Raw genomic sequence first — 16,518 nt, forward strand, 5'->3', positions numbered from 1 at the left:
TTGATCGCTTCATTCTGTCCGTCCTTCGTTAGGGCGGACTCTAGCTATTCCTGGAGGAGTTTCAGGGGGTCACGTCACCCCCATGCGGATGTGGTCGATGTTCGGGAGTTCTCTCCCGCCAGTGAGTGACGCGCGCATCTCCACCGCTAACGACGAGAGAGTCAATAACTGTTGTTACGCCATCAGGCGATGATGTCGGGCAGCAGGCAGTCTTGGATCTTCACGATGTCATCGCGCAGAGCCAGTTTCTTGCGCTTGAGCCGGACGATCATCAGCTGGTCAGGAGCGGGCATGCAGCCCAGCGCTTCGATCGAGGCGTCCAGGTCGGCGTGCTCTTGAAGCAGGCGGGCCAGTTCGGCGCGCAGCTCTTTTTCTTCATCGGACAGGTAAGGTTCGTCGTCGTTCATCGTCATGCCCCGGACCGTCGGTCTTATAGCCGAGCCGGGGTCAGGTCGGAAGGCGTTCGGCCAGGGTACTGAGCGCCGGGCGGGGAATGACGCGATCCCAAAGGCGCGCGGTGTCGGCCAGCGCGTCCAGCGTCGGACGCTGGGCGGTCGATGCGGGCGGGGCCAGCACCTCCAGCGCCTCCAGAAGGCAGCGCTCGGCGGCCAGTTCAACGGCCTTCACCTGTTCGCGCACGGCCAGGCGGTCGTCGGTCTCGAGGTCCGGCACAGGCGTCTTCAGCGTGCGGCGCACGGCGCGCAGGGGGGCGATGGTGGTGGTCTGCCAGGCGCGGGCGGTGTCGCAGGCGGCCTCGATCGTCTCCTCATCGGGACGGCGGCCGGTGGCGGCGGTCCAGGCGGCCCAGAGCAGCAGGGGGACGTTCTGCTCGTGATGGTCCTGCAGGGTCAGGCAGGCCTCGGCGACGCTTGGTGCGGCGTAGGCGGCGCAAGCCCAGGTCCACAGGTCGTCGCTCATGCCTCGGCTCCGCCCTTCAGGCCTTCCCAGCGGCGTACGGCGGACCAGTCCAGGCCGAAGACATCTAGCGCCCGGCCGACCGACTGGTCGATCATCTGCTCCAGGCTGTCGGGTTTGGCGTAGAAGGCGGGCAAGGGCGGGGCGATGACGGCGCCCATTTCGGCAAGCGCCGTCATGGTGCGCAGGTGGCCCAGGTGTAGCGGCGTCTCGCGCACCATCAGCACCAGGGGGCGGCGCTCCTTCAGCGTCACGTCGGCGGCGCGGGTCAGCAGGGTCGAGGTCACGCCGGTGGCGATCTCGCTCATCGTCCGTACTGAACAGGGGGCGACGATCATGCCGAGCGTGCGGAAGGAGCCGGAGGAGATGGTGGCCCCGACATCGTTCAGCCGATGGACCACATCCGCCTTGGCCGTCAGGTCGTCAGGGCTGAGATCCGTCTCCTGCGACAAAGTGAGCAGGGCGGCGCGGGTGACGACCAGATGGCTCTCGACCCCCAGTTCGCGCAGGGCGTCCAGCACGCGCGCGCCATAGACGACGCCCGAAGCGCCAGAGATTCCAACGACTAGCCGAAGGGGCGCCGGCGCCCGAACGGTCGTGTTCACAACATCGGCCAAATTCGCCTCCAACCTGTCCGTGTCCGGAGCGGCGAGGGGTCACTGCAATGTGATTCCACACCCCGCCGAACCGGGCGCTCAGTGTAGTGGTCCCTTAGACATGGAGGCGCAAGCCATGACCATCGAGGCTCGTATTCGCGAACTGGGTAATCGGCATCGGTCGCTGGATGACACTATCCAGCAGGAGATGCGACGCCCCACCGCGGACCCGACACACCTCAGGGAGCTGAAGCAGCGAAAACTGCGACTTAAGGAAGAGATCAACAGTCTGGAAGCCCGAAGCCACTGACGGTTTCCCACCTGAAATGACGACGGCCCCGGAAGAGCGATCTTCCGGGGCCGTTTTGTCTCTATCCGCTGGCTGGGATCAGTCGCGCGAGCCGAACACCGACTCGGCAGTGGGTTCGGCGCCCAGGCCGTATTCTTCCTCGGGCTCTTCTGCGGCGACTTCCAGTTCCGCCTCGGGCTCGATGGGTTGCAGGACGCCGTTCTTGGCGTCGTCCTTGGCCTTCTTGTCAGCGGCCTTGCGCACCACTTCGTCCAGCTGCAGCTGGCCGGTCAGGCCCAGCGTCACCGGGTCGACGGGCTTGATGTTGGCCGAGTTCCAGTGGGTGCGGTTGCGCACGCTCTCGATCGTGGCCTTGGTGGTGCCCAGCAGCTTGGCGATCTGGGCGTCGGTCACTTCCGGGTGGTTGCGGACGAACCACATGATGGCGTCCGGGCGGTCCTGACGACGCGAGACCGGCGTGTATTTCGGGCCCGACTTGGCGGGCTTCAGCAGTTCGGCGTGGCGGCTGACCACGGCCTTCATGCGGTAGTTCTCGTCGTTCTGGGCCTTGTCCAGCTCTTCGCGGGTCAGTTGGCCGTTGACGATGGGGTCGGCGCCGCGGATGTCGCGCGCCACGTCGCCGTCGGCGATGCCGCGCACCTCAAGCGGGTGCAGGCCGCAGAAGTCGGCGATCTGCTCGAACGAGAGCGAGGTGTTGTCCACCAGCCAGACCGCGGTGGCCTTGGGCATCAGGATGTCGGTCATGGGCATGGATCCCGGCGGTTGCGGCCCGAAAAACGGGCGTTTGAATCGACGGCGCCCGACCTTTTCGGCCGGGCGCGAGAAGGCCTTTATAGGTGATCTCGGTCGAAATGAAAACGTCGTCTGTCGTTGTCATACAGCGAAGGTTCATCTGTCGTGATGAACATAGGGGGCCAGGGCGCGTTGTGCGCCGAGAGAAACCTCGAAGGAGACCGTGTCATGAAGAAGTTCGTGATTGCAGCGGCGGGATTGGCCATGACGGCGGGGGGCTTCTCCGCCATAAACGTGAGCACGGCGGAGGCGCAGGTGATGCAGCGTGGCGCGCCGCGTGGGTCGTATGCGCAGAGCTGCTCCGGGTCGTATGTGAATCAGGGGCGCCTCTACGCCGATTGCCGCGATATGCGGGGCAATATGCGTGAGACCTCGATTGAGCTGGCGCGCTGCTCCAGCGAGGAAATCATCAACCGCGACGGGCGTCTGGTCTGCGGCCGCTTCCAGGGCGATTTCGAGAACGGCGGCCGCCCCGGCCGTCCGGGCGGCGGCTGGGATGACGGTCGTCCGGGGCGTCCCGGCGGCGGTTGGGATGATGGCCGTCCCGGCAACGGCGGCTGGGGCCGGTCTTCGATCACCGTTTATCGCGACGCCGATTACCGCGGTCAGTCGATGAGTTTCCGTAGCGAGGTGCCGAACCTGCGCAACGTCGGCATGAATGACGCGATCAGCTCGATCCGCCTGTCGCGCGGAACCTGGGAAGTCTGCGAGGACGCCAACTATCGCGGGCGTTGCGAGATTGTCAGCGGCGACATGCGTAACCTGGGGAATACGGGCATGAACGACCGGATTTCGTCTCTGCGCCCGGCGCGCGGCGGCGGTCGCTGGTAAAGCACCGGCCTGTTCGGAAGGCGAGGGCCGGAGGCTGCGGCTTCCCGCCCTTTTCTTTTAGGGCAGCAGCACGACTTTGCCGACGTGGGCGCCCGCTTCCAGGTGCGCATGGGCGGCGGCGGCTTCGGCCAGGGGGAAGGCCGCCTCGACCTGAGCCTTGACGGCGCCGGACCTGACCCAAGGCCAGACCTTCGCCTCGACGGCGGCGGCCAGGCGGGCCTTTTCGTCGGCCGGGCGGCTGCGCAGGGTCGAGCCGGTCAGGATGATCCGTTTCAGCATGATCCGCATCAGATCGACCTCGGCCTTGGCTCCGGTCAGGGTGGCGATCACCACCCAGCGTCCGCCGGGCTTCAGGGCGTTGAGGTTCAGTTCGGCATAGGCCGCGCCGACCATGTCCAGCACCACGTCGGCGCCGCCCGCCTCCTGGATGGCGGCGGCCAGATCGTGTTTGGTCGCGTTCAGGCTGACGTCGGCGCCCAGGACGCGGGCGGCCTCGGCCTTGGCGGCGCCGCGCGAGGTGGCGATGACGCGGGCGCCTGCCGCCTTGGCCATCTGTATGGCCATGACGCCGATGCCGCTGGTGGCGCCGTGGATCAGCAGGGTCTCGCCCGCCTTCAGCCCGCCGCCCTCGAAGACGTTGGCGAAGACCGTGAAGGCGGTCTCGGGCAGGGCGGCGGCCTGGGTGAAGTCGAGGCCGTCGGGAATCGGCAGGGCGTGGCGGGCGTCGACCACGGCGTACTCTGCGTAGCCGCCGCCGCCCAGCAGGGCGCAGACCCGGTCGCCGACGGCCCAGCGCGTCACGCCTTCGCCCACGGCGTCGACTTCGCCCGCGACCTCTAGTCCCAGAATGTCCGAGGCGCCCGGCGGCGGCGGATAGCGCCCCTCGCGCTGGACGATGTCGGGGCGGTTCACGCCGGCCGCCCGCACGCGGATGCGGATCTCGCCGGGCCCAGGCGCGGGCAGGGGGCGTGTCGCCAGGCGCAGGGCGTCGGCGGGGCCGCGCCCGTTCTCGATCTCAATGGCCTTCATGGTTGTGGACACGGCGGCGCTCCCTTGGCTTGCATTCCGGTTCAATGCGGCGTTCACATAGGAGGTCATGCTCGGAATGGCCAAGGAGGCGAGGATGAGTTTCGAAGATCTGGAGCCCCGGCCGCAGCGCGGCGAGGCCCTCTCCGCTCTGGGGCGCGAAGACCTGGACCTCTACGCCGTGGACGAACTGCAGGAGCGGATCGCCGCCCTGGAGGCCGAGATCGCCCGGTCCCGCGCGGCGATCGACGGCAAGTCCTCGCAGCGCAGCGCGGCCGACGCGCTGTTCAACTTCCGCTGAGGGGCGGACGGTTGGGGACGGTTTCGACGGCCCTCTCCCGCAGAATCAGCTTCCGTGGCATGACGATTGCACCCAGCGGATGCATGAGATGCATGGATAGACGCCCGTGACAGCCATCGAAGCCGATCTGACCCCGGCGCGCCTCGCCGGCGCCGAAGTGCTGGACTTCGCACGCTCGGAGCTGTTCGAGCGCACCTTCCGCGAAGGCATGGAGCTGGTCGAGGAGACCGCCGCCTATCTGGACGGCGACGGGCGCCAGGATTCGCGCCTGCTGTCGCGCGCGGCGGCCCTGTCCTATGCGGGCGAGAGTATGAAGCTGACCACGCGGCTGATGCAGATCGCCTCGTGGCTGCTGGTCCAGCGCGCCGTGCGCGAGCAGGACATGAGCGCCGAGGCGGCGGGCGACCCCCGCTATCGCCTGGCCGATCGCCGCATGGACGCCGAGCCGCGTCGCGGCGACCTGCCGATCGCCCTGATCGAATACGCCGTGCGGGCGGAGAAGCTGTACGACCGTGTGCTGCATCTGGACCGCCAGATGTACGTCGAGCCCGCCGAGGCGCCCGCCAATCCCGTCCTGAACCAGATGGACCTGCTGCGCGCCGCTTTCGGCTGAGTTTCTCCTCCCCATGAAAGCGGGGAGGAGAAGGCAGGGCGTCTTACGGCGTCACTTCATCCGGATCGATCGGCGCGTCGGCGATGACCTGGGGCAGGTTGACGGCGATGCCCAGGGCGTCGGCCAGCTTGGCGTCGCGCTTATAGACGTCCTCACGGAAGGCGACGCGGCCCTGACCGTCGACGAAGGCGGTCCAGTACAGCAGGCGCACGCCGATGTTGCGACCGGTGGTCACGCGCTTGGTCTCGCCGCTGGCCTGGGCCGTGTCGAACAGGGCCAGACGCTCGGGATCGGGCGACAGCAGCAGACGGGCGAAGCCGATGGCGTCCTGCACCCGCACGCAGCCGTGGCTGCGCTGGCGCACCGACAGGTTGAAGGCGTGCTTGGCCGGGGTGTCGTGCAGGAAGATGGCGTAGCTGTCCTGCAGCTCGAACTTCACATTGCCCAGCGATGACTTCGGACCGGCGCGTTGCACCACCCAGCCGTCGGCGTTGACGTACATGTCGTTCGCGGCCAGGTAGCCGGGGCCCTTGGGCAGGATTTCGCGACGCGCGATGCCCATGGGCACGGTCCACGGCGGGTTGGCCACGACCGAGGCGAAGGGCTTTTCAAGGCTGGGGGTCTGGTTGGCGGCGGTGCCGACGACCACGCGGTTGGAGTGAACAGGCTTGCCGTCCTTCCAGTAGACCATGATGGCGGCGGCGGTATTGACCTCGATCCGCTCGGGATTCAGGTCGCGCTTCAGCCAGCGACGGCGCTCCAGGTTCAGGGCGATCTGACGGGCGCGATCCTCGGCGGTGGCGGTCAGCGAGCGCTGGGTGGCGCCGCCGATGCGGCCGTCGGCGCCCAGGCCGTGGCGGGTCTGGAAGCTGCGGACCGCCTGCTCGAGGTCCGGGCCGTAGGACAGGTTGCCCTTCAGTCGTTCGGCGGCGGCGGCGCTCAGGTCGCCTTCAGCGGCCAGGCGGGCGGTCAGGGCCGGGATGCGCGGGTCGCTGGTCCCCGGCTCGATGGTGCCGCCGATACGGAAGGCGGGCCAGCCGCCCTGGCGGGCGATGCGGCGATAGCGGGCGTAACCGGCCGACAGATTGGTGTAGCCCAGGTCCGTCGGGGGCAGGGCGTCGAACCACTGGCTCAGCTTGTTGGCGGCCACGGCGTCGACCAGGCCGCGCGGCAGGTCGACGCTGTTCTTCTGCATCTCCCACAGCTCTTCGACCGTCTCGGGCCGGACGCGGCCCTCGCTCAGCACCCTGGCGTAGGCCAGGGCGGCGGCGGTGGTGCGGATTTCAGCCGTCTCGCGGTCGGCGGCCAGGCCGACGAAGTCGAAGAAGTCCCCGGCGGGCAGGCCGTGGCGCTCGGCCCCGGCGGCGACCTCCTGCAGCACGCGAAGGCGGTCGGCGGTCCAGATCGGCTTGCCGCCGGTCAGTTGATAGACGGCGCGGACATCGGCCTGCTGCGCCGCGGGCAGGCGGCCGGCCTGGGCGTCGAAGCCGGCGATGAAGATCTGAGGGTCCGTGGTGCGCGTCTGGGCCAGCGCCCCGTTCGCGGCTGCCAGCGTCAGGCTCGTCGTGGCGACGCCAAGGCCCAATTCCCGTCGGTTCATCGTCTGTAACTCTTGTGGTCCGATATCGGCCCGGACCCAACGTCCACGCCCCGAGTAATCGAACGCGCCCATGTTAACGGTGTTCCGGGCAACAAAAAAGCGCCGGTCCTGGGACCGGCGCTTTTGTGGCGAACTTGTCGCACCAAGCGTGACTTACTTCTTGATGAAGCCGCCGAACTTGTTGTTGAAGCGCGAGACGCGGCCGCCGCGGTCCATCAGGTGCTGGTTGCCGCCGGTCCAGGCCGGGTGAGACGTCGGATCGATGTCCAGGTTCAGCGTGGCGCCTTCCTTCCCGTAGGTCGAACGGGTCTGGTAGGTGGTGCCGTCGGTCATCACAACAGTGATGAAGTGGTAGTCGGGGTGCGTGTCCGCTTTCATCGATCTTGTCCGTCTCTGCGCGACGACGATGCCGACCGTCACTGCGCGTAAATAGAGAATCCCGCCGCAGAGCGCGACGGGAGCGAGGGGCGGCGTTTACACCGGGGGGCGTTCCGGGGCAAGAGCGCGACCATGACCCAAGCTGAACCTCAACGTCATGCCCAGCCGACCGGCCGCCCCGGCGCCGGCGCCGTTCTGGCCGAACAGATGGACGAGGCGGGCGGCAAGCGCGCCAAGAGCCGCAACATCCGCCCCCTGGGACGGCTGCTGCCCTTCCTGGGGCGGCACAAGATGGACGCGGCCATTGCGACGGTCTGGCTGATCGGATCGACGGTCGCCTCCTTGGCGCTGACGGCGACGGCGCGCGGCGCCATCGACCAGGGGTTCGAGAACGGCGGCGCCAATATCGACAAGTGGTTCCTGATCCTGGGCCTCAACGCCGTGATCCTGGGGCTGGCGACGGCGCTGCGCTATTTCTACGTCACCAAGACGGGCGAGCGGATGATCGCCGATCTGCGCACGGCGCTGTTCCAGCGCATCCTGACGCTGGACCCGGTCTTCTTCGCCCATATGCGCACGGGCGAGGTGCTGTCGCGCCTGACCACGGACATCCAGTTGGTGGATACGCTGCTGACCACTTCTATCAGCTATGCGCTGCGCAACTTCCTGACCCTGATCGGCGGGGTGATCCTGCTGTTCTTCGTCAGTCCCAAGTTGACGGGGTTTGTGCTGCTGATCGTGCCGGTGCTGATCGTGCCCCTGTTCCTGTTCGGCCGGGTGGTGCGCCGCCTGACGGTGCAGTCGCAGGACACATTCGCCGGGGCAGTGGGCTTTGCGGGCGAAAGCGTCGACGCCATCGAGACGGTGCAGGCCTTCGGTCGTGAAAAGAGCGCCATCGGCCGCTTCGGCGCGGCGGTGGAGGAGGCGTTCGGCGTCTCGCTGAAGCGGATGCGGGCGCGCGGCGTGATGACGGCCATGATCATCATGGTGATGTTCGGCGGCGTGACCCTGGTGCTGTGGCTGGGGGCGCAGGACGTGATCGCCGGGACCATGACGCCGGGCGCCCTGCTGCAATTCGTGCTGCTGTCGGTGTTCGCGGCGGGCGCGGTCGGCGCCTTGGGCGAAAGCTGGGGCGACGTCCAGAAGGCCGCAGGGGCCATGGAGCGGATCGACGAACTGATGCGGGCGACCCCCGCCATCGCCCCGCCCGCCAGTCCGGTCGCCCTGCCTCAGCCGCCGCGCGGCGAGGTGTCGATGTCGGCGGTGGACTTCGCCTATCCGGGCCGCCCCGACCTGCCGGCGCTGAAGGGCTTCAGCCTGACCGTGCGGCCGGGCGAGACGGTGGCCCTGGTCGGGCCGTCGGGGGCGGGCAAGTCGACGGTCTTCCGCTTGCTGCTGCGCTTCTATGACCCGCAGTCGGGCCTGGTGTCGGTGGACGGCGTGGACGTGCGCGCGGCCGATCCGGTCGATGTGCGCAACCGCTTCGCCTGGGTGTCGCAGGAGGCGCCGCTGTTCTCGGGCTCGGCGCTGGAGAATATCCGCTTCGGCCGCGAGGCCGCGACGCTGGACGAAGCCCGCGCGGTCGCCGCCGAGGCGCAGGCGCTGGGCTTCATCGACGCCCTGCCGGAAGGTTTCGACACGCCTCTGGGCGAGCGCGGCAAGAGCCTGTCGGGCGGCCAGCGTCAGCGTCTGGCCATCGCGCGGGCTCTGGTGCGCGAGGCGCCGATCCTGCTGCTGGACGAGGCGACGAGCGCGCTGGACGCTGAGAACGAGCGTCTGGTGCAGGCCGCGCTGGATCAGGCGATGGAGGCGCGCACCACCCTGGTCATCGCCCACCGCCTGGCGACCGTGCTGAGGGCCGACCGCATCGTGGTGATGGACGGCGGCCAGGTGGTCGAGGAAGGCACGCACGCCGAACTCTCGGCCAAGGGCGGGCTGTATGCGCGTCTGGCCAAGCTGCAGTTTCAGGGGACGTAAAAGCTACCCTCTCCCGGCGGGAGAGGGCTTGAGCGCACGAGAGCGCAGCGATCGTTCTTGCGCGAAAGGGTGAGGGGCTTGTCCTGTCCGTCGGCGTAAGCCGTCGCAGGGGGGATTGCTTTGCCTTTCGACCGCGAACCCTCACCCTTTCGCCTTAGCCAATCGCTGACGCTCTTGGAGGCTCAAGCCCTCTCCCATCGGGAGAGGGGCTAGCGTGCGTTGACGGCGGCGGCGGGAAAATCGCTGAACACGGCGTCGACGCCGAGGGCATAGACGGCCTTCAGCCAGCCGATCAGGTCGCCGTGGTCGGCGGGCGCTTCGCCCACGCGATACTGCGCGGGCAGGAACAGGTTCTCCGCCCGGAAGGTCCAGACCACGACCTTCAGACCCGCCGCATGGGCGTCGACCGTCAGGGACGAGGCGGCCAGCGCGCGGCCCGCATCGTCGCGCGGCACGACCATCAAATCCTGCACGCCGACCGCGTCGCCATAGCGGGCGATCTCCGCTAACCCCTGCGGCGTGGCCATCTCGGCGTAGGTCGCGCCTGGCCGGTCGGCGGGGCCGCCGCCCGCCTGCATCAGCTGCAGCAGGGGCGCGTCGATGCGCGCCTTCAGCCGCTCCAGCGTGCCGACCTCGAAACACTGGATCAGGATGGGGGCGTCGGCGCCGGTTAGGCCGTGGCGCTCCAGCGCCGCGACGAAGGCGTCCTCCATCGGCAGACCAAGCGCGGCGAAGTGGCTGGGGTGCTTCAGTTCGGGCGCGACGCCGATGACGCGGCCGGTGCGGGGGCTGGCCTCACGCGCGATCTCGACCACGTCGTCGAAGGTCAGGATCGGCTCCTGACCGTCGAAGGCGGCCGAGGCGGGGCGCAGGGCGGGCAGGCGCTCGCGGGCGCGCAGGGTCTTTAACTCGGCCAGGGTGAAGTCTTCGGTGAACCAGCCGGTGATGGGCACGCCGTCCACCTCGCGGGTGGTGCGGCGCGCGGCGAACTCGAGACGATCGGCGACGTCGGTGGTCTCGCCGATCTCGTTCTCGTGGCGGACGACCAGGTGGCCGTCGCGGGTCATGACCAGATCGGGCTCGATGAAGTCTGCGCCCTGTTCGATCGCCAGCTCATAGGCGGCGCGGGTGTGCTCAGGGCGCTCGCCCGAGGCGCCCCGGTGGGCGATGACGACGGGGCTGAGAGGCGGAGCGGGCATGGCCGGTTGGCTCGACGACAGGAGGACGGCGGTCAGGATGGCGGCGATCATGGCCGAAGGGTAGGGGCCGGACGTGACAGGCGCGTGATCGCGTGACCCTCTCCCGGCGGGAGAGGGCTTGAGCGCACGGCGGCGCAGCCGTCGTTCTGGCGCGAAAGGGTGAGGGGCTAAGGTATCCGTTCGAGCGCTGAGTGACGGCTTACGCCGACTTTGGCCATGAACCCTCACCCTTTCGCCTTGCCAATCGCTTCGCTCTTGGAGGCTCAAGCCCTCTCCCATCGGGAGAGGGTGACGTCAGGCCTCGCGCAGAATCTTGCGCAGCTTGGCCTGGATCTCCGGGTTGCCCGCGACGATCTGCTTGCCGCTCATGGGGTCGCCGTCCTGGTCGATGGTGGTGACGACGCCGCCGGCCTCAGTGACCAGCAGGATGCCCGCCGCCACGTCCCACGGCTGCAGGTTGCGCTCGAAATAGGCGTCGTAGCGGCCTGCGGCGACCCAGGCGAAGTCCAGCGAGGCCGCGCCCAGGCGACGGATGCCTGCGACCCGCTGGCCGACGGCGTGGATGTCCTTGATGGCCTGGCCGTGGCCGGTCTTGCCGATGAAGGGCAGGCCCGTGGCGATCAGGCACTCGGCCATGTCGGCGCGTCCGGCGATGCGGATGCGGGTGTCGTTCAGGTAGCAGCCCTTGCCCTTTTCGGCCCAGAACATCTCGTTCATGACCGGGTTGTAGGTGACGCAGGCCACGATCTCGGACGTACCGTCGGGATGCTTGCGCTCCAGGCCCACCGTGATGGCGAAGTGGGGCATGGCGTGCATGAAGTTGGTGGTGCCGTCGATCGGGTCGACGATCCAGGTGTGGGTCTTGTCGGTGCCCTCGACCATGCCGCGCTCTTCGCCCAGGAAGCCGTAGCCGGGGCGGGCCTTCAGCAGCAGTTCGAACAGGGTCTGTTCAGCCTTGACGTCAGCGGCGGTGACGAAGTCGCCGGGGCCCTTGCGGGACACCTGGAGCTGGGACACCTCGCCGAAATCCCGGAGCATCGGGCGGGCGGTCTTGCGGACGGCGTCCATCATGACCTGGAGCAGGGCGGAAGCGAGGGCCATAGGCGGTTCTCCTGATCCGTCGATCCTCAAAAGCCAGCGGCCCGGATGGACGGAGAAGCAAAAGGGGCGCGGACCATCCGCGCCCCTGTAGTCTTTACAGCGCCCGGCCTTGGCCGGGAATGACGGCGTTTGTTAGTCCGCGCGGCGGACGTATTCGCCGGTCGAGGTGTCGACGATGATCTTCTCGCCCGTCGACATGAAGGGCGGGATCATGACGCGGATGCCGTTCGAGGCCTTGGCGGGCTTGTAGGACGACGAGGCGGTCTGACCCTTCACGGTCGGCTCGGTCTCGACGACTTCCAGCACGACCTGTTCCGGCAGCTCCAGGCCGATCGGACGCTCTTCGTGCGACTCGATGATGACCTTCATGCCTTCCTGCAGGTAGGGGATGCGGTCTTCGCCGACCCAGCCCTTTTGCAGTTCGATCTGCTCATAGGACTCGTCGTCCATGAAGACGAGGGTTTCGCCGTTGTCGAACAGATAGGAGTAGTCGCGCTGTTCCAGCGTGACGCGCTCGACCTTGTCTTCCGAGCGGAAGCGTTCGTTCAGCTTGTTGCCGGTCTCGAGGTTCTTGGCCTCGACGTTGGCGAAGGCGCCGCCCTTGCCGGGCTTGACGTGGCTGGCCTTGGTGACGACCCACAGGCCGCCGTTGTGTTGCAGGACCATGCCGGGCTTGATGGTGTTGGCGTTGATTTTCATGAGAACCACAGGGCTCGTTGCTGGGGGGCGGCGGGCGCCGACCGCCAGGGCGTGGCGCGCCAAATCGCGGCGAGCCCTAGAGGATCAAGCGAAAAAGGGCAATGGCGCTGCTCGGCGACCCGCGGATTCAGGCGGCGTCGTCCAGGCCGCGTTCCGCCTGATTGGCCAGGCGCACCCCCATGCCTGTGGGCGCGGCCAGCTTGCCTGCGCCGGGATCCAGCTTGCGCGCCTCATGGGCGAAGGCGGCGGCCAGACCGGCTGAGGACATGGCGGCCAGAATCTGGGTCCAGCGTCCAGTAGGCCGCGCCGCCAGCCAGACGGCGTTGACCGCCTGGGCGACAGCCCACAGACCCATTGCAGTGTTGCGGCCGGGACGGGCGGGGGCGTTCCACACGCGCAGGGCCGACAGGGTGGTGGCCGAGAAGACGGCGGGCAGGATTAGGCTGAACGGTCCGCGCGGCCGCTCGGTGATCGGACCCTCGCGTTTTCGGGCGCCGGTCAGGCCGCGTGTCTGCGGGGGAACGGCGCGGGTCGCCACAGCCGTCGCCGCCAGGGCGAAGCCGACGGTCAGCGCGGCGCCCAGGGCGACGTGCCGCCAATCGCGGCCTTCGGCGTTGAGAAAATCCGCTGCGTGGTCGCGGGCGGCGTCGAGGGCGTCGTCCATGCTGCTCATGCAGCCAAGAACAACCGGGCGCGGCGGACGTTCCCGCCCTCCGACGCCGCGCCCGGTCTTCGGATCAGTTCCCGGTGGCGGCGCCGTCGGTGACGATTTCCTTCATGGCCGACTGCAGATAGTTCTGCGCGCCCATCAGCTTGATCAGGCTGTGCTGGTTTTCGAGGAAGTCGACGTGCTCCTCGGTGTCGGCCAGGATCTTCATCAGCAGGTCGCGGCTGACGTAGTCGCGGGCTTCCTCGCACTGGGTGACGGCGTCGCGGGTCGCGGCGCGGCTGTCGATTTCCAGTTGCAGGTCGGCGCCCAGGCATTCGATCGGGTCTTCGCCGACCTTCAGCTTGTGCAGATCCTGCAGGTTGGGCAGGCCGTCCAGGAAGAGGATGCGCTTGATCAGCATGTCGGCGTGCTTCATCTCGCCGATCGATTCTTCGTAGATGACGTTGCCGAGATGGGTCAGACCCCAGCTCTCGAACATGCGGGCGTGCAGGAAGTACTGGTTCACCGCCGTCAGTTCGTTGGTCAGCACCGCATTGAGGGTGCGGATGATCGCGGGATCGCCCTTCATGGTCGTCGTCCTTGTTCAGCGGCGGCGAAAGCGACGTCAGCGCGACGACAGGGCCTCTCGGCCGCCCGTAAGGACTTCATAGCACGGCTGAAACGCCGTGGATTATTTGCGAGTTTTTATCACTGCATTGATAATGCGAGTGAAATCCGCTTTCAAAAAGCGGCGGCTCTTACGCTAGGCTCTACTCGGCCGCGATGGCGAAGGCGGCCTGGGTTTCCTGGATCATCTGACGCATTTCGCACACGCATTTGGCGCACTGGGGCGCGCACTGGTGGCTGGCGAAGATGTCCTTCGGACGGTTGGCGCCCGCCTCGATGGCGAGGGCGACGTCACGCTGGCGAAGACCGTTACAGTTGCAGACGTACAAGGCGGGGCACCCGGAACACTGAGAATGGCTCGCTATAGCATTTATTAAGGCGGGTGCAAATCATTCGCATGCCGATGCGACATTGACGACGACGGCGACGACGGGCAGGGCTCGGCCATGGCTCGTCAACCGCAAATTCCCGCTCGCCCGGCCTGCCGGCTGTACCTGATCACGCCGGTCGCCATCCCGGACCTGGAGGCCTTCGCCGCAGAGCTGGAGACCGCCTTGTCGGCCGGGGACTGCGCCGCCTTGCAGATCCGTCTGAAGGAAGCTTCGGACGAGGCGATCCGCGCCGCTGTCGCCCGGCTTAAGCCGATATGCCAGGCGCACGACGTGGCTCTGATCCTGAATGATCGGCCGGATCTGGCGCGCGCCACGGGCTGCGACGGGGTGCATGTGGGCCAGGAGGACGCCTCCCTGGCCGAGGCGCGGCGCATCATGGGCGAGGGCGCCATGATCGGCGTCACCTGCCACGACAGCCGCCACCTGGCGATGGAGGCGGCCGAGGGCGGGGCCGACTACGTCGCCTTCGGCGCCTTCTTCCCGACCGAAACCAAGGACGTCGTCCATCACGCCGAGCCCGACATCCTGACCATCTGGCAGGAGACGATGGAGGTTCCCTGCGTGGCCATCGGCGGCGTTACGGCCGAAAACGCAGCCGGCCTGGCGGCGTCGGGCGCGGACTTCGTGGCCGTCAGCGCCGGGGTCTGGGCGCATCCCGACGGGCCGGCGGCGGCGGTGCGCGCTTTCGACGAGGCGCTGCGAACCTCGTATTGATCCTAGGGTCACGCTTCAGGGGATGTTTAGGAACGCGCGCGAAGATCAGGGCCTAAGACTCTAGTTCTGGGCCGGATTGATGAGCATGAGCCGCGCGCTCCAAAGAGGAGAAGTCGCATTGGATGCGACGGGCAAGGGAGCCGCGCCGGCTGAAACCCTGGCTCCCCCGAACGCGGATTTCTTTCGCCAGCCCCTGGCGCCGATCCTGACGGCGCTGGGCGTGGCCGTGCTGGTGGTTCTTGCTGTCAGCTTCGCCCGCGCCAATGGTCTGGTCGCCGCCCTGTGGGGCGCAGGCGGCGTGGCCATGGCCGCCTGGCTGCGCGGCGGCCGCGGTCTGCAATATGACCTCGGTTTCGGCGTTCTGGTCGTGGCGGGCGTTTTCGCCGGGGAGATTCTGGCGGGTAACGGACCGTCGCTTTCGGTTCTGTTCACCCTGACCAACCTGCTGGAGATCGTTCTGGCGGTGGTGCTGACGCGCCGTCTGGTTACGGGGCTGCATGTGGATAGCGTGCAGGGGTTGGCGCGTTTCCTGACCATATGCGCGATCGCGCCCCTGCCGTCGGCTCTGATCAGCGCCGGGGCGCTGTCCAGCATGTTTGGGGAGGACTTTCTGGACGCCTTCCGTATCTGGTGGAGCGGTCACGCCCTGGGCTTCGCGGTGATCGGGGTGTTCGGTCTCAGCCTGCGCAAGGCCCATCTGAGAGTTCTGAAGCAGCCGGCGCGACTGGCCGAAGGCGTCGGCCTGGGCGTCCTGCTCGCCAGCGCCTGTTATGCGATCTTCTCACATCTGAGCCTGCCTTACGGCTTTCTTCTGCTGCCGCTGATCGTGATTGCGGCGGTGCGGTTTCGCGTGATCGGCGCCGCCTGGGCGCTACTGGTCGTGTCGGTGGTCGCCATCGGCGGCACCATGGCCGGGCACGGCCCCTATCATCAGTTCGGCGCCGAGGATCGTGCTCTTCTGGCGCAGCTGCTCGTACTGCTGGGTTACATGCCGATCCTGATGGTCGCCGCCTTGCTGGAAGAACGAGACCGGTTGATGCTGAGGGCCAAGGAAGGCCGGTTGCGCGCTGAGCGCGCCTCGGCCGCCAAGTCGCGCCTGCTGGCCAATGTGGCCCATGAGATCAAGAGTCCGATCGGCGGGGTCATCGGCATCGGTGAACTTTGGGCCGGGGGGCATTTGGGCCAGACGACGGACAGCCAGGTCGAGATGGCGCAGATGCTGGTCAAGACGGCGCGGCAGGTCGAGGCGCTGACGCATGATCTGCTGGACGTGGCCCGGGCCGAAGCCGGCGCGGTGAAGGTCGATCTGAGACCGACCGACGTGCGCGGGGTGTTGGAGGACGTGCGTCGGTCCATGATCCTGTTGCCGGAAGCGGCGGGTCTGAAGATCGAGGTGGTCGCCGACGGCGACGCCCTGGTGGCGATGGCGGATTCCCAACGACTGACCCAGGTGATCGGCAATTTGGCCAACAACGCGATGAAGTACGGCGCTTCGGGCGGGCTGGTCGTCCTTCGCGCCGCCTGGATCGAGGATCGCATACGCATTGAAGTCATCGATAGGGGCGCGGGCCTGTCCGAAGAAAAGCAGGCGCAACTGTTCGAGCCGTTCAACCGTCTGGGTCTGGAACGCTCGACCTTCGAAGGGCATGGCGTCGGCTTGACCCTGGCCAAGCGTTTGGTCGAGCTTCAGGGCGGAGACATCGGGGTGATCTCAGCGGTCGGCCAGGGGGCGAACTTCTGGGTCGAATTGCCCGGAGTCTGAACGCCTTCGCTTGACCAGGCGGGGCGGGCGCAGCCA

Annotated in this window: 20 protein-coding genes; 7 read left to right on the forward strand and 13 right to left on the reverse strand. The window is 67.7% G+C overall.

Features of this window, described 5'->3' with window-relative positions:
* Positions 1–182 precede the first annotated feature (182 nt).
* From AC3A3G_RS14105 to AC3A3G_RS14115, 3 genes are read right to left on the reverse strand one after another with little or no spacing between them, the layout of a single operon-like run.
* On the reverse strand, positions 183–407 hold the full coding sequence (locus AC3A3G_RS14105) for a YdcH family protein (protein WP_200167716.1): 225 nt from the start codon (positions 405–407) through the stop codon (positions 183–185).
* A gap of 40 nt (positions 408–447) precedes the next feature.
* Positions 448–918, reverse strand: coding sequence for a TIGR02444 family protein (locus tag AC3A3G_RS14110; RefSeq protein WP_487488485.1), 471 nt, complete (start codon positions 916–918; stop codon positions 448–450).
* Positions 915–1,520, reverse strand: a complete 606-nt coding sequence (locus AC3A3G_RS14115; protein WP_200215850.1) for a UbiX family flavin prenyltransferase — start codon at positions 1,518–1,520, stop codon at positions 915–917. Before AC3A3G_RS14115 ends, AC3A3G_RS14110 begins: the two co-directional genes overlap by 4 nt.
* 127 nt (positions 1,521–1,647) lie before the next feature.
* Here AC3A3G_RS14115 and AC3A3G_RS14120 point away from each other — a divergent pair, with 127 nt between their 5' ends.
* Positions 1,648–1,821 carry a YdcH family protein gene (locus AC3A3G_RS14120; protein WP_125900050.1) on the forward strand — a complete coding sequence of 58 codons (174 nt, stop codon included), beginning with the start codon at positions 1,648–1,650 and terminating at the stop codon, positions 1,819–1,821.
* A 78-nt stretch (positions 1,822–1,899) separates the two neighbouring features.
* On the opposite strand, the gene AC3A3G_RS14125 is transcribed toward AC3A3G_RS14120, so the two are convergent.
* A complete protein-coding gene (locus tag AC3A3G_RS14125) occupies positions 1,900–2,565 on the reverse strand; it encodes a DUF1013 domain-containing protein (protein ID WP_368924643.1) in 666 nt (221 codons plus the stop codon).
* 216 nt (positions 2,566–2,781) lie between these two features.
* Here AC3A3G_RS14125 and AC3A3G_RS14130 point away from each other — a divergent pair, with 216 nt between their 5' ends.
* Positions 2,782–3,444, forward strand: a complete 663-nt coding sequence (locus tag AC3A3G_RS14130; protein ID WP_487488486.1) for a beta/gamma crystallin-related protein — start codon at positions 2,782–2,784, stop codon at positions 3,442–3,444.
* Between the two features lie 57 nt (positions 3,445–3,501).
* Here AC3A3G_RS14130 and AC3A3G_RS14135 read toward each other — a convergent pair whose 3' ends face one another.
* The gene (locus tag AC3A3G_RS14135) at positions 3,502–4,473 is read right to left on the reverse strand and encodes an NAD(P)H-quinone oxidoreductase (RefSeq protein WP_487488548.1); all 972 of its coding nucleotides are present in this window, start codon (positions 4,471–4,473) and stop codon (positions 3,502–3,504) included.
* 94 nt (positions 4,474–4,567) lie between these two features.
* Between AC3A3G_RS14135 and AC3A3G_RS14140 the strand changes: the two genes are divergently transcribed.
* Together AC3A3G_RS14140 and rcdA are read left to right on the forward strand one after the other, a co-directional pair.
* Positions 4,568–4,771, forward strand: coding sequence for a DUF1192 domain-containing protein (locus tag AC3A3G_RS14140; RefSeq protein WP_024353289.1), 204 nt, complete (start codon positions 4,568–4,570; stop codon positions 4,769–4,771).
* 106 nt (positions 4,772–4,877) lie between these two features.
* The gene (gene rcdA, locus AC3A3G_RS14145; RefSeq protein WP_165906526.1) at positions 4,878–5,384 is read left to right on the forward strand and encodes a protease adaptor protein RcdA; all 507 of its coding nucleotides are present in this window, start codon (positions 4,878–4,880) and stop codon (positions 5,382–5,384) included.
* Between the two features lie 43 nt (positions 5,385–5,427).
* Here the strand turns inward: rcdA and AC3A3G_RS14150 are convergent, their stop codons facing one another.
* Positions 5,428–6,984: a L,D-transpeptidase family protein gene (locus AC3A3G_RS14150; RefSeq protein ID WP_200167705.1), complete on the reverse strand. Its 1,557-nt coding sequence runs from the start codon at positions 6,982–6,984 to the stop codon at positions 5,428–5,430.
* A 153-nt stretch (positions 6,985–7,137) separates the two neighbouring features.
* Positions 7,138–7,362: a 50S ribosomal protein L31 gene (rpmE, locus tag AC3A3G_RS14155; protein WP_003168899.1), complete on the reverse strand. Its 225-nt coding sequence runs from the start codon at positions 7,360–7,362 to the stop codon at positions 7,138–7,140.
* 132 nt (positions 7,363–7,494) lie between these two features.
* Between rpmE and AC3A3G_RS14160 the strand changes: the two genes are divergently transcribed.
* Positions 7,495–9,339 (forward strand): ABC transporter transmembrane domain-containing protein, encoded by a 1,845-nt coding sequence (locus AC3A3G_RS14160; RefSeq protein ID WP_487488487.1) that lies wholly within the window; start codon positions 7,495–7,497, stop codon positions 9,337–9,339.
* 209 nt (positions 9,340–9,548) lie between these two features.
* On the opposite strand, the gene AC3A3G_RS14165 is transcribed toward AC3A3G_RS14160, so the two are convergent.
* The 6 genes from AC3A3G_RS14165 to AC3A3G_RS14190 form a co-directional block, all read right to left on the reverse strand.
* Positions 9,549–10,589, reverse strand: coding sequence for a glycerophosphodiester phosphodiesterase (locus AC3A3G_RS14165; RefSeq protein WP_487488488.1), 1,041 nt, complete (start codon positions 10,587–10,589; stop codon positions 9,549–9,551).
* Between the two features lie 243 nt (positions 10,590–10,832).
* Positions 10,833–11,639, reverse strand: coding sequence for an inositol monophosphatase family protein (locus AC3A3G_RS14170; protein ID WP_125900056.1), 807 nt, complete (start codon positions 11,637–11,639; stop codon positions 10,833–10,835).
* A 132-nt stretch (positions 11,640–11,771) separates the two neighbouring features.
* A complete protein-coding gene (gene efp, locus AC3A3G_RS14175; RefSeq protein WP_200167699.1) occupies positions 11,772–12,338 on the reverse strand; it encodes an elongation factor P in 567 nt (188 codons plus the stop codon).
* A 127-nt stretch (positions 12,339–12,465) separates the two neighbouring features.
* Positions 12,466–13,002, reverse strand: a complete 537-nt coding sequence (locus tag AC3A3G_RS14180) for a TspO protein (protein WP_223850832.1) — start codon at positions 13,000–13,002, stop codon at positions 12,466–12,468.
* A 73-nt stretch (positions 13,003–13,075) separates the two neighbouring features.
* Positions 13,076–13,576 (reverse strand): bacterioferritin, encoded by a 501-nt coding sequence (bfr, locus tag AC3A3G_RS14185; protein WP_292060310.1) that lies wholly within the window; start codon positions 13,574–13,576, stop codon positions 13,076–13,078.
* 181 nt (positions 13,577–13,757) lie between these two features.
* Positions 13,758–13,943, reverse strand: a complete 186-nt coding sequence (locus tag AC3A3G_RS14190) for a (2Fe-2S)-binding protein (RefSeq protein ID WP_003165676.1) — start codon at positions 13,941–13,943, stop codon at positions 13,758–13,760.
* 117 nt (positions 13,944–14,060) lie between these two features.
* Here AC3A3G_RS14190 and thiE point away from each other — a divergent pair, with 117 nt between their 5' ends.
* Together thiE and AC3A3G_RS14200 are read left to right on the forward strand one after the other, a co-directional pair.
* A complete protein-coding gene (gene thiE / locus AC3A3G_RS14195; RefSeq protein ID WP_487488489.1) occupies positions 14,061–14,720 on the forward strand; it encodes a thiamine phosphate synthase in 660 nt (219 codons plus the stop codon).
* An 85-nt stretch (positions 14,721–14,805) separates the two neighbouring features.
* A complete protein-coding gene (locus AC3A3G_RS14200) occupies positions 14,806–16,482 on the forward strand; it encodes a sensor histidine kinase (RefSeq protein WP_487488490.1) in 1,677 nt (558 codons plus the stop codon).
* The last annotated feature ends 36 nt before the right edge of the window (positions 16,483–16,518 follow it).

Source organism: Brevundimonas sp. Soil_N_31 (assembly GCF_057655995.1).

Excerpts from the sequence above, each read along its gene's own strand:
- AC3A3G_RS14105 (WP_200167716.1), bottom strand. The coding sequence starts at position 407 with ATGAACGACGACGAACCTTACCTGTCCGATGAAGAAAAAGAGCTGCGC.
- AC3A3G_RS14110 (WP_487488485.1), bottom strand. The coding sequence starts at position 918 with ATGAGCGACGACCTGTGGACCTGGGCTTGCGCCGCCTACGCCGCACCA.
- AC3A3G_RS14120 (WP_125900050.1), top strand. The coding sequence starts at position 1,648 with ATGACCATCGAGGCTCGTATTCGCGAACTGGGTAATCGGCATCGGTCG.
- AC3A3G_RS14125 (WP_368924643.1), bottom strand. The coding sequence starts at position 2,565 with ATGACCGACATCCTGATGCCCAAGGCCACCGCGGTCTGGCTGGTGGAC.
- AC3A3G_RS14130 (WP_487488486.1), top strand. The coding sequence starts at position 2,782 with ATGAAGAAGTTCGTGATTGCAGCGGCGGGATTGGCCATGACGGCGGGG.
- AC3A3G_RS14135 (WP_487488548.1), bottom strand. The coding sequence starts at position 4,473 with ATGAAGGCCATTGAGATCGAGAACGGGCGCGGCCCCGCCGACGCCCTG.
- AC3A3G_RS14140 (WP_024353289.1), top strand. The coding sequence starts at position 4,568 with ATGAGTTTCGAAGATCTGGAGCCCCGGCCGCAGCGCGGCGAGGCCCTC.
- AC3A3G_RS14150 (WP_200167705.1), bottom strand. The coding sequence starts at position 6,984 with ATGAACCGACGGGAATTGGGCCTTGGCGTCGCCACGACGAGCCTGACG.
- rpmE (WP_003168899.1), bottom strand. The coding sequence starts at position 7,362 with ATGAAAGCGGACACGCACCCCGACTACCACTTCATCACTGTTGTGATG.
- AC3A3G_RS14160 (WP_487488487.1), top strand. The coding sequence starts at position 7,495 with ATGACCCAAGCTGAACCTCAACGTCATGCCCAGCCGACCGGCCGCCCC.
- AC3A3G_RS14165 (WP_487488488.1), bottom strand. The coding sequence starts at position 10,589 with ATGATCGCCGCCATCCTGACCGCCGTCCTCCTGTCGTCGAGCCAACCG.
- AC3A3G_RS14170 (WP_125900056.1), bottom strand. The coding sequence starts at position 11,639 with ATGGCCCTCGCTTCCGCCCTGCTCCAGGTCATGATGGACGCCGTCCGC.
- efp (WP_200167699.1), bottom strand. The coding sequence starts at position 12,338 with ATGAAAATCAACGCCAACACCATCAAGCCCGGCATGGTCCTGCAACAC.
- AC3A3G_RS14180 (WP_223850832.1), bottom strand. The coding sequence starts at position 13,002 with ATGGACGACGCCCTCGACGCCGCCCGCGACCACGCAGCGGATTTTCTC.
- bfr (WP_292060310.1), bottom strand. The coding sequence starts at position 13,576 with ATGAAGGGCGATCCCGCGATCATCCGCACCCTCAATGCGGTGCTGACC.
- thiE (WP_487488489.1), top strand. The coding sequence starts at position 14,061 with ATGGCTCGTCAACCGCAAATTCCCGCTCGCCCGGCCTGCCGGCTGTAC.
- AC3A3G_RS14200 (WP_487488490.1), top strand. The coding sequence starts at position 14,806 with ATGAGCCGCGCGCTCCAAAGAGGAGAAGTCGCATTGGATGCGACGGGC.